15 protein-coding genes and 1 other RNA gene are annotated in these 14,219 nt (G+C 69.1%); 10 read left to right on the forward strand and 6 right to left on the reverse strand.

The genetic code is table 11. From position 1 onward, the window contains the following. Positions 1-14 precede the first annotated feature (14 nt). The 3 genes from VF697_RS38235 to VF697_RS38245 all read right to left on the reverse strand — a co-directional run bounded on the left by VF697_RS38235 (position 15) and on the right by VF697_RS38245 (position 2,207). Positions 15-185 (reverse strand): hypothetical protein, encoded by a 171-nt coding sequence (locus VF697_RS38235; RefSeq protein ID WP_331102915.1) that lies wholly within the window; start codon positions 183-185, stop codon positions 15-17. A 146-nt stretch (positions 186-331) separates the two neighbouring features. Then, complete coding sequence (locus VF697_RS38240) at positions 332-1,195, reverse strand: serine/threonine-protein kinase (RefSeq protein ID WP_414641426.1); 864 nt, start codon at positions 1,193-1,195, stop codon at positions 332-334. Between the two features lie 82 nt (positions 1,196-1,277). Next, positions 1,278-2,207, reverse strand: coding sequence for a tetratricopeptide repeat protein (locus VF697_RS38245; RefSeq protein ID WP_331102917.1), 930 nt, complete (start codon positions 2,205-2,207; stop codon positions 1,278-1,280). Positions 2,208-2,359: 152 nt separating this feature from the next. Here VF697_RS38245 and ssrS point away from each other — a divergent pair. The 5 genes from ssrS to VF697_RS38270 all read left to right on the forward strand — a co-directional run bounded on the left by ssrS (position 2,360) and on the right by VF697_RS38270 (position 6,051). Next, positions 2,360-2,550, forward strand: a non-coding RNA gene (gene ssrS, locus VF697_RS38250) — 6S RNA. A gap of 70 nt (positions 2,551-2,620) precedes the next feature. Continuing rightward, positions 2,621-3,205 (forward strand): 5-formyltetrahydrofolate cyclo-ligase, encoded by a 585-nt coding sequence (locus VF697_RS38255; protein WP_414641424.1) that lies wholly within the window; start codon positions 2,621-2,623, stop codon positions 3,203-3,205. Beyond that, on the forward strand, positions 3,202-3,993 hold the full coding sequence (locus VF697_RS38260; protein WP_331102918.1) for a TIGR00282 family metallophosphoesterase: 792 nt from the start codon (positions 3,202-3,204) through the stop codon (positions 3,991-3,993). The genes VF697_RS38255 and VF697_RS38260 overlap by 4 nt, the downstream gene beginning before the upstream one ends. A gap of 44 nt (positions 3,994-4,037) precedes the next feature. Continuing rightward, a complete protein-coding gene (gene tyrS, locus VF697_RS38265) occupies positions 4,038-5,300 on the forward strand; it encodes a tyrosine--tRNA ligase (protein ID WP_331102919.1) in 1,263 nt (420 codons plus the stop codon). A gap of 190 nt (positions 5,301-5,490) precedes the next feature. Continuing rightward, entirely contained in the window at positions 5,491-6,051 is a 561-nt protein-coding gene (locus tag VF697_RS38270) for an OmpA family protein (protein ID WP_331102920.1), read from the forward strand. 88 nt (positions 6,052-6,139) lie between these two features. Here VF697_RS38270 and VF697_RS38275 read toward each other — a convergent pair whose 3' ends face one another. Next, positions 6,140-6,682 (reverse strand): hypothetical protein, encoded by a 543-nt coding sequence (locus tag VF697_RS38275; protein ID WP_331102921.1) that lies wholly within the window; start codon positions 6,680-6,682, stop codon positions 6,140-6,142. A gap of 243 nt (positions 6,683-6,925) precedes the next feature. Continuing rightward, positions 6,926-9,082, reverse strand: a complete 2,157-nt coding sequence (locus tag VF697_RS38280; protein ID WP_331102922.1) for a M13 family metallopeptidase — start codon at positions 9,080-9,082, stop codon at positions 6,926-6,928. Between the two features lie 225 nt (positions 9,083-9,307). Between VF697_RS38280 and VF697_RS38285 the strand changes: the two genes are divergently transcribed. Then, positions 9,308-10,333: a hypothetical protein gene (locus tag VF697_RS38285; protein ID WP_331102923.1), complete on the forward strand. Its 1,026-nt coding sequence runs from the start codon at positions 9,308-9,310 to the stop codon at positions 10,331-10,333. A 12-nt stretch (positions 10,334-10,345) separates the two neighbouring features. Then, positions 10,346-11,038: an SOS response-associated peptidase gene (locus tag VF697_RS38290; protein WP_331102924.1), complete on the forward strand. Its 693-nt coding sequence runs from the start codon at positions 10,346-10,348 to the stop codon at positions 11,036-11,038. 3 nt (positions 11,039-11,041) lie between these two features. On the opposite strand, the gene VF697_RS38295 is transcribed toward VF697_RS38290, so the two are convergent. Beyond that, on the reverse strand, positions 11,042-11,653 hold the full coding sequence (locus VF697_RS38295) for an SAM-dependent methyltransferase (RefSeq protein WP_414641425.1): 612 nt from the start codon (positions 11,651-11,653) through the stop codon (positions 11,042-11,044). Between the two features lie 97 nt (positions 11,654-11,750). Here VF697_RS38295 and VF697_RS38300 point away from each other — a divergent pair, with 97 nt between their 5' ends. The 3 genes from VF697_RS38300 to VF697_RS38310 form a co-directional block, all read left to right on the forward strand. After that, positions 11,751-12,158 carry a hypothetical protein gene (locus tag VF697_RS38300; protein WP_331102926.1) on the forward strand — a complete coding sequence of 136 codons (408 nt, stop codon included), beginning with the start codon at positions 11,751-11,753 and terminating at the stop codon, positions 12,156-12,158. Positions 12,159-12,220: 62 nt separating this feature from the next. After that, a complete protein-coding gene (locus VF697_RS38305) occupies positions 12,221-12,508 on the forward strand; it encodes a hypothetical protein (RefSeq protein WP_331102927.1) in 288 nt (95 codons plus the stop codon). A gap of 75 nt (positions 12,509-12,583) precedes the next feature. Next, on the forward strand, positions 12,584-14,219 hold a 1,636-nt coding region (locus VF697_RS38310), incomplete at its 3' end, for a hypothetical protein (RefSeq protein ID WP_331102929.1).

The following is a 14,219-nucleotide window of genomic DNA, read 5'->3' on the forward strand; positions in this document are numbered from 1 at the left end:
GCGCGGCGGCTCCCTCACCACTTCTGATCGGGGAGCTGCTTCTCGCGAACCTCGCCGGGGGGCTGTCCGTAGCCCGGCGAGCCCTCGTGGGACTCATGGGGGCTGGTGGACGGCTTCTGCTCGTCCTTGCGCTCCGTATCGGCCTCGCGAGTCTCCTGCGGCTTCTGCTCCTGCTGGGTTGCCATCTCGACTCCTCCCTCGCGCCAGGGCGCGGACCATCGTGCAGGAGAAGATCGACACGGGACAGGCCCCCGGCATCCCAAGAGGGGGCGAGCGAGCGGACGATGCCCCACCTCCCAGCTCCCTCCCGAGGGAGCGGGCGCGAGCGTGGCTACTTCGTATCGCTGATGCCGAAGAGCCCGCGCACGACGGCGGCGATGGCCAGCGAGGTGCCCACGCGCTCGTCGAGGTGGGGCGTGAGCGCCTCGGCATAGGCCTCGGCGGAGGGGAACCGGTCCTCGGGATTCACCGCGAAGCCCCGGTGGATGATCTCATCCAGGGCCTCGGGAATCTCCGGGCGCAGCAGGCTGGGCGGCAGGTAGTCCCGGTAGACGATCTTCGTGAAGACCTCTTCGGGGGTGGAGCCGGTGAAGGGGCGCTGCAGCGTCAGCAGCTCGTACAGCACGACGGTGGCGGCCCACAGGTCCACGTGCGGCGAGAGGGCGCCCTGCAGGGACTCGGGCGAGAGGTAGTAGGGCTTGCCGAGCACCTCACCGCCCTGGAGCACGCCGTCCACGCGCAGGCGGGCCACGCCGAAGTCGCCCAGCTTGATGTCCCCCAGGCGCGAGATGAACACGTTGGAGGGCGAGATGTCGCAGTGGACGATGCCCAGGGGCTCGCCCTGGGGACCGGTGGCCTCGTGGGCATAGGCCAGGGCCTCGAGCAGCACCCGGCCGAGGTAGAGGGCGAAGTCCAGGGGGAGATGGATGCCCCGGTGCTTGCAGCGACGGAGGATCTGCCCGAGGTCCCTCCCGTCCACCAAGTCCATGACGATGAAGTACTGGCCATCCACCAGCCCCACGTCGAGCACCTGGACGATGTTGGGGTGGTTGAGCTGCTTGGTGAGGTGGGCCTCGGCGGCGAAGAGGGCGACGGAGGCGGGATCCTTGGTGAGGGCGGGCAGCAGCCGCTTGACGGCCACCGGCCAGCCCTGACGAGGCCCGGAGCGCACGCGGGCCCGGAAGACCTCGGCCATGCCGCCCTTGCCGAGCTGCGAGAGGATTTCGTAGTTGCCGAGGAGCCGGGGGGTCCGCGACGTGGAAGAGGTGCTCACGCGCTCAAGGTCCCGTCTGTTGGCGCCGGCCCGCCGGGTTCTTGGAGTTCACGACGGCCTGGTTGGCGAGGCCCAGGTACTCGGGCTCCGAGCCCAGCAGTCCGTCGAGATCTTCATCCTGGAAGGAGCCATCGGCGCTGGCGTAGCCGAACTTCACCGCCTGCCGCAGCGACTCCATGGCCCGAGGCTTGTCGGCGAGCTGACTGTAGGCACAGGCCAGGTGGTAGTGGATGCTGGGCTCGCGCGCATTGAGGTGGCGTGCCCGCACCAGCGCTTCGATGGCCTCGGGCGCCTGACGGAGCATGAGCTGCGCGGTGCCCAGCCCGAAGAAGGCCACCCAGTTGCGGTCGTCGTGGGTGATGCTGCGCTCGAACTCGGCCACCGAGCCCTTCACGTCCTTCATCCCCACCAGCAACTTGTTGGCCTTCTCCAAGGACTCCTTGGCGGCCTCGGGGTTGCGCTTCTCCGTGCGCAGGCGCGCCACGGAGGCCGCACCGGTGCGCGCCTGGGGCGCCGCGGGCACCGCCTCCGGGGCCGGCTGCAGCAGCAACAGCCCCTCGGCCCCCAGCCCCGGCGACGGGCGCCCCTCGCGCAGCCGCACCCAAGCCGTCAGCGAGCGATCCACCGGGCTATAGAAGGCGAGGATGGGGAGCGTGTCCTCCGCGGGGCCCGAGTCCCCCTGCACGCACAGGGTGAGTCGTCCCACCAGCACGTGGCCCTGGAACTCGCCCTCCAGCACCGGGCGCCGACGCTCCAAGCCACAGGCCCCACCCTCGGTGGGGTACGCCACCAGCCGCTCGCGCTCGGTGCGCACCTCCACCCGCCCCAGCACATCCGCCTGGTAGCTCCCCGACAGGGCCACCCCCGCCCACGCGGAGACCGGGACTGCGGCGAGCAGGGCCGCGAGGCCGATTGTTCTGGAAACGGACGTCATGGAGTGGGAGTGTCGGCCATCATAGGAGGCGGCCGGCGGGGTTGTAAACGCGCACCAGATGGCTTGACCCGCTCCCCCGGCGTTCTTATCATTCCTCCAGGCATTCCTGGGATTTCCCAGGAGTTACAGGGATTTGCAGTTAGGAAAAGGGTTGTCCCCTGCGGGGCGCGTGATGCCCAGCAGAAATTCGAACCGATACGTCCATAACGGGGTCCGTTCCGGGTTCCATGTGCAAGCCCTCCCCTCGCGGGATGAGGGAAGCCTACGGCGCCAAGATTTGGTCCCCACCTGGCTTTTTAGGGTTCAATGGACGCTAGGCACACGGCCATTCGGCGGGGGACTTTTTCTTTCTCTTGGCGGGAGTGGGGCTGGTGGCGAGCGAGACGGTGGCGCAAGAGGGAGCGGCTCGGAAGGTGTCTCTGCGTGAGGAGCTGACGGCTCGGCGCAAGGCGATGACGCCGGATATCATCGACGAGCGCGGGCTGAAGGTTCAGGCACGATTCCTGGCCACGCCCTATTACCAAAAGGCAAGGACAGTGGCGCTCTACGCCCCCATTCGGGGTGAAGTGCCCACGCGGGACATCCTCATCGCGGCACTGCAGGACGAGAAGATCGTCTGCTATCCGCTGTCCCACGTCCATGGACGTATCCTCTCTTTCCGGGCCATCCGGTCCGAGAGCGAGCTAGAGCCGGGGCGGCTCGGAGTGCGCGAGCCCACCAACTCGGCCGAGCTCATCCCGGTGGACCAGATTGACCTGTTCGTGGTGCCCGGACTGGGCTTCACGCGAGACGGCAAGAGACTGGGCCGGGGTGGCGGTTACTATGATGCCACGCTGAAGGCGGCCTCGGCTCGCAGCCGGCGGGTCGGACTGGCCTTCGGAGACCAAGTCGTCGACACCATGCCGACGAACGCCGACGACGTGGACATGGACCTCGTCGTGACCGAGGCGGAGACTTTGCGCGGGCTCTACCGCGACTGGGATTTCCTGGACACGTGAAAGTACTCTTCATGGGCGATGTGGTGGGCAAGCCGGGCGTCATGGCTGTGCGCACCCTTCTGCCCAAGCTCATCGCGCGCCACTCGGTGGATCTGGTCGTCGCCAACGCGGAGAACAGCGAAGGCGGCGCCGGCATCTCCCCCGAGTCGGCCGAAGCGCTGCTCGGCAGTGAGGTCAACCTCCTGACGAGCGGCAACCATTTCTGGACGAAGAAGCAGATCCTGCCCTGGGTGGAGGACAACCCCACCCTGCTGCTGCGCCCGGCCAACTACCCCAAGGGGGCGCCGGGCAAGGGGCACACCGTCATCCAGACGCCGGACGGGCGCAAGCTCGGGGTGCTCAACCTCGAGGGCCGCGTCTTCATGAAGCCCCTGGACAACCCGTTCACGGTGGCGGTGGACCTGGTGGCGGAGCTGCGCAAGCAGACGCCCTGCATCCTGGTGGACATGCACTGCGAGGCCACCAGCGAGAAGAACGCCATGGGGGCGCACCTGGACGGCAAGGTGTCCGCGGTGGTGGGCACGCACACGCACGTGCAGACGGCCGACGAGCGGATTCTGCCCGGCGGCACCGCCTTCATCACCGACGTGGGCATGTGTGGACCGCTGGACTCCGTCATTGGGGTGAGGAAGGAGCTCTCCGTCGAGCGCTTCATCACCCTGCGCAACACGCCCTACGAGGTGGCCAAGAACCTCGTCTACCTCCAGGGCGTGGTCATCGACATGGATGACAAGACGGGCAAGGCGCGGAGCATCGAGCGCATCCGCGAGCACCTGCCGGGCACTTGATTCCGCGCGTCTCGCCGGGGGTTTTCGGCTAGGTTCCGCGCGTCATGTCCGAAAACGCGCTGCGCAAGGCGACCCCCCAGGAGCAGTTCGACGAAGTGACCCGCGGCACCGTGGACCTCCAGGTGCCCGAGGAGCTCAAGAAGAAGCTCGAGCGCTCCTATGAGACGGGCAAGCCGCTCGTCATCAAGGCGGGCTTCGATCCGAGCCGCCCCGACCTGCACCTGGGCCACTCGCTGCTGCTCACGCGCATGCGGCGCTTCCAGGACTTCGGTCACCAGGTGGTGTTCCTCATCGGGGACTTCACCGCGCTCATTGGCGATCCCTCGGGGAAGAACGTCACGCGCCCCGCGCTCTCGCGCGAGGAGGTGAAGGTCAACGCCCAGACGTACCAGGAGCAGGTCTTCAAGGTGCTGGACGCGGCGAAGACGCAGGTGCGCTTCAACTCCGAGTGGTTGGACAAGCTGGGCACGGAAGGACTCATCCGCGTGGCGGCGCGCTACTCGGTGCAGCGCATGATGGAGCGCGACGACTTCAAGAAGCGCTTCCGGGAGAACCGCTCCATCTCCGTCCACGAGTTCCTCTACCCGCTGCTGCAGGGCTACGACTCGGTGGCGCTGAAGGCGGACGTGGAGCTGGGCGCGACGGATCAGCTCTTCAACCTGCTGGTGGGCCGGCAGCTCATGAAGGAAGAGGGAATGGAGCCGCAGGTCATCATGACCGGGCCCATCCTCGAGGGACTGGACGCGAAGCTGGTCGACGGGAAGATCACCGGCGACAAGATGTCCAAGAGCCTGGACAACTACGTGGGCATCAGCGAGGCGCCGGAGCAGATCTACGGCAAGCTGATGAGCATCACGGACGACCTGATGTGGCGCTACTACGAGCTGCTGTCGTCGCGGACGCTCAAGGAGCTCGCCGAGCTGAAGGAGAAGGTGACGCGCGGGGAGCTGCACCCGAAGGCGGCCAAGTCTGGGTTCGCGCAGGAGATGGCCGCGCGCTTCCACGACGAGGAGTCGGGACGCAAGGCGATGCAGGCCTGGGAGGAGCGCTACTCGCAGAAGAAGATCGTCGCCGAGGACCAGCCGCTGGTGGAGGTGTCGCTGGGCGGGGCGCCGAAGCTGCCGCTGGCGAAGGCCCTGGCGGAGGCGAAGCTGGTGGCGTCTGCGACGGAGGGCCGCAAGCTGATGGGCCAGGGCGGCGTGCGGGTGAACGGGGAGAAGGTGTCGGACTCCAAGCACGAGCTGGAGGCCGGCGAGTACCTGGTGCAGGTGGGCAAGCACAAGACCGCGCGCATCAAGCTGGCCTGACCCAGGCCCCGCGCGCCCCGAGTCTCCCCTGGGCAGCGAGCAGACGGCCGGGCCCGCTCCAGCGGCGTGTGAATGCCTCCCCCCGAAGTCCCCTCCAAAGGGGGACTACACAAGGAGGCTGCACGTGAACGCATGGAAAAAGGGTTGGGTGCTCGTTGTCCCGGCGTTGCTCCTGGGCGCAGGGGGTTGTGTGACTCCCGGCAAGCGGACCGCGGCCGGCGCGGCGGCTGGCGCCATCGTGGGCGCGGGCGCGGGGGCTGTGGCGGGAAGGGATTGGGAAGGCGCGGCCATCGGAGCCGGCGTGGGAGCCGCGGCGGGGGCCGCTGTCGGCAACTACCTCGACAAGCAGGCGCGCGAGCTGGAGCAGGTCGCGGAGACGCAGCGGACGGAGCACGGCATCCTGCTGAACCTGCGCAGCGAGCTGCTCTTCGAGACGGACAGCGCGGCCCTCACCGAGGACGCCATCACCCAGTTGACGCGCATCGGCGACATCCTCGCGAAGTACCCGGAGGATCGCATCCGCGTCGAGGGCCATACCGACAGCCGCGGCACGGTGGCCTACAACGAGGAGCTCTCCGAGCGCCGCGCGGCAGCCGTCGCGCGCGTGCTGAGTGCACGGGGCGTGGCGCCGCAGCAGATGCTGGTGCTGGGCATGGGAGAGACGCAGCCGGTCGCCTCCAACGACACCGAGGGCGGCCGCTCCACCAACCGCCGCGTCCAGCTCCACATCAGCGTGCCGCGGGCCTCGTGAGGAGGCGGGATGCGCCAAGCCACGAAAGCGAAGGACGGGGCTCCGAGGAGGAACACCCGCCCTGGCCGTACCGATTTCATGAACTGGCTCAGCGCATGTTGCCGATGATGGCCTTCTGCATCTCACCGCGCATCTTGATGAGGTTGCTGATCATTGAAACCATCTCGGTGTAGTTCTGCATCTCGTACTGAGCCTTGAGGCGAGCGCGCTCGTTCTTGTCCAGCTTCGGATCATTGAGGTGCTCCTGCTGCTTGTCGGACAGGCCACGGGGGCTCAGGGCCTGGGACATGGCGTTGTCCCACACACTAGAACCACCGGCTGGCAGCTTGGCGCTCAGGTTCTGTATGACGGTGGGCTCCACGTTGGCGCGGGCCGTCACGCTGGAGATGCCACCTACCCCAGGAGAGGAAGGCAGGCTGGTGCTCACACCCCCCTGGGTGGCGGAGGGAGAGGGCAACCCGAGCACCTTGGCCACGTGCTGAAGCAAGGTGTTCTTGGCGGCCTGGAGGCCCGACTTGAAGACGTCGCCGATGATCTGCTTGAGGGTCGGTTTGGCGCTGGTGGCGCTGACAAGACCACCGCGGACCTGGTTCAGATCGATCTTCGGAAGGGAGAAGCCTCCAATACGCATGCGTTCGCTCCGCGTGAGGGCGGCGTCAGTGCCGCCCGGCGTGCGCATGGATATGCATTCGCGGGAGCCCGCATGGGTTGTCCCTGGCTTTTCCGACGCTTGTTTTCGCTAGTTGTCTTCCCCTCCAGAGCGCCGAGCCCGTCCCCCTCGGTTTCAATCACTTGCATGCCCTGAAGGGCGGGAGTTGAAACCGTGGAGGACACGCCCCCTCCACGGTTCCAACTCCTACCCCGCCCTACCCTCTCACCAGATGCGCACGCGCTGCTCGGGGGTGAGGTAGAGCGCCTGCCCGGGCGCGACGCCGAAGGCCTCGTACCAGGCGTCGTGGTTGCGCACCGTCGAGGCGCGATACTCGCCCGGGGCGTGCCCGTCCGTCAGCAGGACACGGCGGAGGGTCGGCTCGCGGTACTTGTTGCGCCAGACCTGGGCGAAGCCGAGAAAGACGCGCTGGTCGCCGGAGAAGCCCTCGAGCACCGGCGCCGGCTTTCCGCCCAATGACAGCCGGTAGGCATCGTGGGCAATCGCCAGACCGGCCACATCCGCGATGTTCTCGCCCAGGGTCAGCTCGCCATTCACCGCAGCGTCGGGCAGCGGCTTGTAGGCGTTGTACTGCGCGACGAGCGCCTGGCCGGCGGCCTTGAACTTCGCCGCGTCCTCCTTCGTCCACCAGTTGGCCAGCTTGCCGCGAGCGTCGAACTGCGCGCCCACGTCGTCGAAGCTGTGCACGATCTCGTGTCCGATGACGGAGCCGATGCCGCCGTAGTTCACCGCTGGGTCGGCGTTCGGATCGAAGAAGGGCGGCTGCAGGATGGCCGCGGGGAAGATGATGGAGTTCTGCTGCGGAGAGTTCAACGCGTTCACGAGCTGCGGAACCATGAACCACTCCGCCCTGTCCACCGGCTTGCCGAGCTTCTTCAGGTTGCGCTGAAACTCGAAGCGCGACGCGCGCTCGGCGTTGCCGTAGGCGTCCCCACGCACGATCTCCAGCCCCGAGTAGTCACGCCACTTCGCCGGGTGGCCGATGCCCACCTGGAGCGTGGCCAGCTTCTCCTTCGCGCGCGCCTTCGTCTCCGGGCTCATCCACGCCAGCGAGTCGATGCGCTGGCCGAACGCCGCGACGATGTTGCGCACCATCTTGTCGGCCTCCGCCTTGGCCTCCGGCGGGAAGTACTTCTCGACGTAGAGCTTGCCGATGGCCTCCCCCAGCGCCATGCCGGTGAAGTCGACGCCGCGCTTCCAGCGCTCGCGCAGCTGCTGCGCGCCGGAGAGCACCTTGCCGTTGAACGCGAAGGACTCGTCCACGAAGGCCTTGGGCAGAACGGGCGCGGCGCGGGCGATGGCGTGGAAGGCCAGGTAGTCCTTCCAGGTCTGCACGGGCTGGCTGCCGACGAGCTTCGCGATCCCCGTCAGGGCGCTCGGCTGCCAGACGATGAACTCACGCTGCTGCCCGAGGCCCGCGGCGCCGAAGTAGGCGTTCCAGTCCAGGCCGGGCGCGCGCTTCGCGAACTCGTCCCGAGGCCACGGGTTGTTGACCTTGGCGACGTCCTGCGTGTCCACCTGGGCCCAGTGGACCCGAGCGATCTCCCGCTCGAGCTCGAAGATGCGCTTCGCCTTGGCGTCCGCGTCGGGGAGGCCCGCCAGGCGCAGCATGGCCGCGATGTGCTGCTGGTACTTCTGGCGGACCTCCGTGAAGCGGGGGTTGTCGACGAGGTAGTAGTCGCGATCCGGCAGGCCCAGGCCGCCCTGCAGCAGATAGGGGGCGTAGCGCGACGGCTCGTTCAGGTCCTCCGTCACCCACAGGCCGAAGAGCCGATCCGTGGTGACGTGGCCCGTGTTGAGCGCATCGACGTCGGCGCGCAGCGTGTCGCCGAGGGCGGTGGCCAGCTCGCTCCGGGTGGAGATGGCGGCGATGCGGTCGAGCTCCGGCTTGAGCGGCGACACGCCCTTCGCCTCGATGGCCGCCTCGTCCATGAAGCTCGCGAAGGCGTCACCCAGCTTGCGGACCTCGCTGCCCTCGGGCGCGTTGGCGCCCGCGGCCCCCTCGATGAGCGCGCGCGTACGCTGGCTCGCCTCTTCCGCGAGCCTCGTGAACATGCCGTAGCTCGACCGGTCGGCGGGGATCTCGGTCTTCTCGAGCCACGTGCCGTTGACGAAGCGGTAGAAGCTGTCGCCGGGCGCCACGGACTTGTCCATCCCGGCGGTGTCGACGCCGAAGCTGCCATAGGTGGGCTTCTGGCCAGGCGCCGGGGCGGCTGGGGCCGCGGGGGGCGGCGTCACCTGCGTCGGCGCGGCCGCCTTTTCCACCGGCGCGGACGTGGCACACGCGGCGAGCCACGCCGAGGCGCTGGCCGTGAGCACCACGCGCGCGGCACCTGGGATACGTCGGAACTTCGATGTCATGGGAGAGCCCCTCCTGAGCAGGCCACTCGAACCCGGTAGGACGAGTGGACGAAAATCCGGGGCCCAACAGTAAAACCCACCGCTTAATCCCAAGTATCGAGAGGCGCCCGCGGATTCAGGGGCGAGGCCGTCTCCCTCGGTGTGGGGTCCCCCTGCTCTGCCAGCGCCTCTGGGAAAAGAGGAGGTTCCGTGCCAGGGCCCGGGTGAGGGTATCCTGGGCGGGTGATGCGCATTCCGACCCTGCTGCTGCTGGCCCTGTGTACCCTCCCCTTCAGCGCCCACGCCTCGGGCGCCTTTGTCTCCGGCGTGGAGTTGCAGGCGGTGGATGAACCCGAGTCCTCGAAGGTCGTCTTCACCGTCGAGCCCAACACGGCCTACCCGGTCCTCAAGAAGGGAGGCCCAGGCCGGCAGTGGTGCAAGCTGAAGGGGTCCACCGGCGAGGGCTGGGTGAAGTGCGACGGCACGGCGGACCTCCCGGAGAAGCCGCGCTTCAGTGGAGAGTTCCTCGCATCCCGGGACCGGGCGCCCGAGGCCGCCCCCCTGCCCGCCGATGTCCCGGTGGCCAAGGGCTGCGCCACCACCTGTGCCAACCCGCCCCTCTTCCGCCAGACGCCGGCGCTCCGCCCGGTGGACCGCGAGGTGCTCGGGATGTGCCCGGCACGCCCGGACGTGTCGGTGAGCCGGGGCGACGTGCAGCGCTTCATGTCCGCGCACTATGACGACCCGCGCATCCAGCGCGCCCTGTCCGCGGCGGGACGCCCGGGCTCGCGCCAGGGGAACATCGAGTGGCTCACGGGCCTCTGGGTGAGCACGGGCCCGCGCAACGCCTTCACCCACGTCTTCTGCGGCGACGACTGGACGACCCGCACCGTCGGCGGACTGCACTACCTGCCGCGCTACGCGCAGCTCGAGTCGGAGGGCAAGCTCTGCTTCGACGGCCCGGCCCGGAGCGGGAAGGCGCTGCAGGGCTCGCAGTACCTCATCCGCTTCCGAGGCGTGGCGCCCTGGTCCTGCGCCGAGAAGAAGCTCGGGGGCTTCTCGCGGGGCGATGACCCGGTGAGCATGGTGGCCATCGGCACCCGGGCCTTCGCTCGCTGCTGCGCACGCGGTGGAGCCAAGAAGGAGGGCGGCGTCTACGCGGCCCCGGACCTCGGCGGCACCTCATGGCAGATCTGGTGCGGCACGCGCAATGGTACCTACGGCATCGCCAGCCTCTATCCCACCAACGACACGCCGAACTGCGGCGAGTGAGAGGACGACCCCATGTGTGGCCGAGTCACCATCCAGACCCCCGCCCTGGCGCTCGCCCGTGAGTTCGCCCTCACCGGCATCCGCACCGCGCTCGAGCAGCCCCGCTACAACCTCGCCCCCACCCAGCTCATGCCCGTGGTCATCAACGACGGCGCGCGGATGCTGGATGCCTACCGCTGGGGCCTCATCCCCTCGTGGGCGAAGGAGGCCTCCATCGGCAACAAGCTCATCAACGCCCGGGGCGAGACGGTGGCGGAGAAGCCCAGCTTCCGCTCCGCGCTCAAGCGCCGGCGCTGCTTGGTGCTCGTGGACGGCTGGTTCGAGTGGAAGCAGAGCACGAAGCCCAAGACGCCCTTCTACTTCCACCGCGAGGACGGCCGGCCCATGGCCTTCGCGGGACTGTGGGAGGAGTGGAACGCCCCGGACACCGGCGAGGTGCTGCGCACCTGCACCCTCATCACCACCGGCCCCAACCGGCTGATGGCCCCCATCCACGACCGGATGCCCGTCATCCTCTCGCCGGAGGCCCAGGAGCTGTGGCTGCGTCCGGAGCCCCAGGAGGCCTCGCTGCTCCAGCCCCTGCTCGTGCCCAATGAGGACGAGCCCCTGGAGGCCTGGGAGGTGGCGCGCGTGGTCAACTCGCCCGCGAACGACGTGGTGGCGTGCGTGGAGCGCGTGGCGAGCCAGGCATCGCTGCTGGCCTGACGCTCAGGGCGTGGGTGGGGCCCTGCGGCGCAGCCCCACCACGTACACCTCCATGCTGGCACCGCGGGTGGCCTCGGGCCGCACCACCTTCACGTCCTCGAAGCTGGCGCGCACCTCGTCGCGGAACTCCTCGAACTCGCCGCCCATGAAGAGCTTGGCCACGAAGGCCGAGCCGGGCCGGCCCCGGGTGGTGGCCACCTCGAGCGCCTTGCGGGCCAGCCGTAGGCTGCGCGCCTCATCCGTGGTGCGGATGCCGCTCGTCTTGGGCGCCATGTCCGAGATGACGGCGTCGAAGGGCCCGTCGTACATCTCGAGCAACTTGGCGTCGAAGTCGTCGGCCAGCACGTCCAGCACCGCCGTCTTCACGAACGGCTGGGAGAAGGGGCGGATGGGGACGATGTCCACCCCGATGACCCGACCGTTGGCGCCCACCGCGTCGGCCAGGATCTGCAGGAAGCCGCCGGGCGCCGCGCCCAGGTCGAGCACCGAGGCGCCCTTCTTCAAGAAGGGGAAGCGCTTGAGGATCTCGTCCACCTTGAATGCCGAGCGGGCCCTCAACCCTTCTTGCTTGGCTTTCTTGAAATAGTGGTCTTTCGGACGGTAGGGCTTGCTCATGGCGGAAGCGGTCCCTACCATCGGCTACTGTCTTCGGAAAGTCGAAGCAGCCTTGGGTGTCGGGCACCCGAGGAATCGCGCGGTCCGGAGGGGTGTCATGCGACTGTTCAGCGTGACGACAGCGGTGTGCGTCTCCCTGCTGTCCACGGCCTGCGCCGTGGGGTGCTGGTACCGCGCCGAGGGGCTGCGCACGGAGGCGGACTGGCTGCTGGAGCGGAGCAAGGCCCAGGCAAGCGAGTATGCCCACAGCCTCAACGACACCCTCGCCACCCAACAGTTGGAGACGTTCGCCAGGCGCCGGGCGGTGATGGAGCGGGCGCACGTGTGGCAGCGCGGGCAGACGCTGGGAATCCTGGTGGCGGTGCTGGCGGCGGCGAGCGCGTGGATGCTGCGCATGCTGAGCCGGCTCAACGGGGAGCTGGACGAGGCGACCGAGGGGCTGGAGGCGCCCGAGGCTGGCGAGCCGGTGCCCGTGCGTGCGGCCATCCGGCCCTCGCGCTCCTAGAGGGCTCGCGACACCGGGAGCGCGCTGGTAAGACTGCCCCACCCTTGAGCGAGAGGTGGAGCATGCCGGGCTGCGCGCACTGCGGAGGCAAACTCGACATCGTGGGCAACCAGGTGGGGCGCCGGGACACGTGCCCCCACTGCGGCGAGGAGCTGCGCTCGTGCCGCAACTGCCGCCACTTCGACGAGACGGTGGCCAAGCAGTGCAAGGAGCCCTTCGCGGAGGTGCCCTCGGACAAGGACGGGGCCAACTTCTGTGACCTCTTCCAGATCAGCGAGGGCGGCCTGAACGCGAAGCAGGGCAAGGACGACCTGCTGTCCGCCGCCGAGGCGCTGTTCCGGAAGAAGTAGCGCGGGGCCCATGACGCGGGGCGCCAGAAGGCGAGACGCGACAACCCGTTGCCGCCCCTGGCACTCTCGCGCGCCATGAGGAAGCCCGTCCACGGCGAGGAGCCGTCCGCCAGCAAGCCGCTCGAGCTGGTGACGATCCCCGCCCCCCCATCCGAGTTCCGCGTCCGCCGCGATGCCCGCTTCGCTGCCTCCGGCGAGAAGCGCACGCGCTATCACCTGCCCGAGTCGCTCGAGTCGCCCTCCCCCATCGGCTACCGCACGCGCGTCTCGCTGTCGCGCGAGGAGGCCGGCACGCTGCTGTCGCTGCTCTCGCTGCCGCGCCCCACCCGCTTCGTCCCGGGCCCGGCTCCCACCGAGCGCGAGCTCTGGGAGGAGTGCGCGCTCGGAGTGCTCTCGGCGCGGCAGTCCACCAACTACCGCGGGCAGCGCGAGGTGCTGCTCGGCCCCGAGGACTCCGAGCGCGCGGCGGCCCTGCTCCGGCGCATCGGCCGCAAGGAGGCGCCCGTGCTCGACGGAGCCGCCTACACCCATGTCGTCCTCGCGCGCCCCTACCGCACGCCCTTCACCTTCCTGCTCACCTTCGTCGGGCACAAGCCCCTGGCCAGCCTCGTCACCGTGCCGCTGCGCGCCTGGGCCAAGCGCTTCCGCCATACCGACGACATCCCCACCATCGGCTATCTCAAGGAGCTGCACCTCGGCGTCCTCGCCGACGCCATGGAGCGTGCGGCGGTGATCGCCTCGGCGGGCACCCGGAGTGCCCAGGTCTTCCTCGAGCCCTTCGAGCAGCCAACGGACGTGGCGGCCCTGCGCGAGCTGGAGACACTCGTGGGCCTCACCCCGGCGGAGCGCTCGGCGGGCTGGCGCATCTCGCTGGTGGCGCAGGTGGGCCACGTGCCCGAGGAGGAGCGCGTGCGGATGGAGCGCACCACGGCCCGCCGCCTGGGCGCGGCGCTGCTCGCCCTGCGCAGCGAGCGCATCCAACCCGGTGTCAACGCCGAGCCGAGCGCTCCCCCGGCCTACCAGACGCGCCAGCCCATGGACGTGCCCGAGGCGCTAACAGTGCAGGCGGGCCGTGCGGCCTACAACGCCTTCGCCCGATTCACCGGGCTGTCCCGCGAGCGGGCCAAGGAGCTGGTGCTCCTCGAGCGCATCGACGTGCTCACGCCTCACGGCAAGGAGCGGCTGCGCGCGGTGCGCGAGGAGCTGGAGCGGGTCACCGACAGGCTCATCTCCCGCCTGCCGCTGTGGGCGGACTTGGCGCTCGGGCGGGCGCTCTCGCGCAACAGCGCACGGGGGCGCAAGGCGTTCGCGCTGGCGGGTCAGCGCATCTACGTCGGAGGGCTGTCACGCCGCGAGGTCGAACAAGCGGGGCTGTCCTTCGCCCACGCGGTGCGAGCCTTCGGCGCGGGGGCGGCGCGCAGCGCCCTGGTCGCGGAGGTGGCCGGCTCGACGGAGATTCCCGAGGGATGTGATCTGCTCGGCGGCGTCTGCCTGATGGCGGGGCCGGTGAACCAGAACGACATTGGCAAACAGTTCTTCGGGAGCAAGGACCTGCTCGAGCACGCCTTCGCCGGGCGCGAGCCGACCAGCCTGCTGGTGTGGACGCTCAAGGCCAAGACGGTGGCGGATCCGATTGGCAACGAGCAGCAACTGCTGGACGCCACGCGCAAGGGGGCGCTGGTGGACCTGAGACCGGGACCGCACGAGGTGG

The sequence above is a fragment of the Archangium sp. genome (assembly GCF_036388035.1).
In the GTDB taxonomy this organism is placed as follows: Bacteria; Myxococcota; Myxococcia; order Myxococcales; family Myxococcaceae; genus Archangium.

Excerpts from the sequence above, each read along its gene's own strand:
- VF697_RS38305 (WP_331102927.1), top strand. The coding sequence starts at position 12,221 with ATGCCGGGCTGCGCGCACTGCGGAGGCAAACTCGACATCGTGGGCAAC.
- VF697_RS38235 (WP_331102915.1), bottom strand. The coding sequence starts at position 185 with ATGGCAACCCAGCAGGAGCAGAAGCCGCAGGAGACTCGCGAGGCCGAT.
- VF697_RS38290 (WP_331102924.1), top strand. The coding sequence starts at position 10,346 with ATGTGTGGCCGAGTCACCATCCAGACCCCCGCCCTGGCGCTCGCCCGT.
- VF697_RS38285 (WP_331102923.1), top strand. The coding sequence starts at position 9,308 with ATGCGCATTCCGACCCTGCTGCTGCTGGCCCTGTGTACCCTCCCCTTC.
- VF697_RS38245 (WP_331102917.1), bottom strand. The coding sequence starts at position 2,207 with ATGACGTCCGTTTCCAGAACAATCGGCCTCGCGGCCCTGCTCGCCGCA.
- VF697_RS38300 (WP_331102926.1), top strand. The coding sequence starts at position 11,751 with ATGCGACTGTTCAGCGTGACGACAGCGGTGTGCGTCTCCCTGCTGTCC.
- VF697_RS38280 (WP_331102922.1), bottom strand. The coding sequence starts at position 9,082 with ATGACATCGAAGTTCCGACGTATCCCAGGTGCCGCGCGCGTGGTGCTC.
- VF697_RS38240 (WP_414641426.1), bottom strand. The coding sequence starts at position 1,195 with ATGGCCGAGGTCTTCCGGGCCCGCGTGCGCTCCGGGCCTCGTCAGGGC.
- VF697_RS38295 (WP_414641425.1), bottom strand. The coding sequence starts at position 11,653 with ATGAGCAAGCCCTACCGTCCGAAAGACCACTATTTCAAGAAAGCCAAG.
- tyrS (WP_331102919.1), top strand. The coding sequence starts at position 4,038 with ATGTCCGAAAACGCGCTGCGCAAGGCGACCCCCCAGGAGCAGTTCGAC.
- VF697_RS38275 (WP_331102921.1), bottom strand. The coding sequence starts at position 6,682 with ATGCGTATTGGAGGCTTCTCCCTTCCGAAGATCGATCTGAACCAGGTC.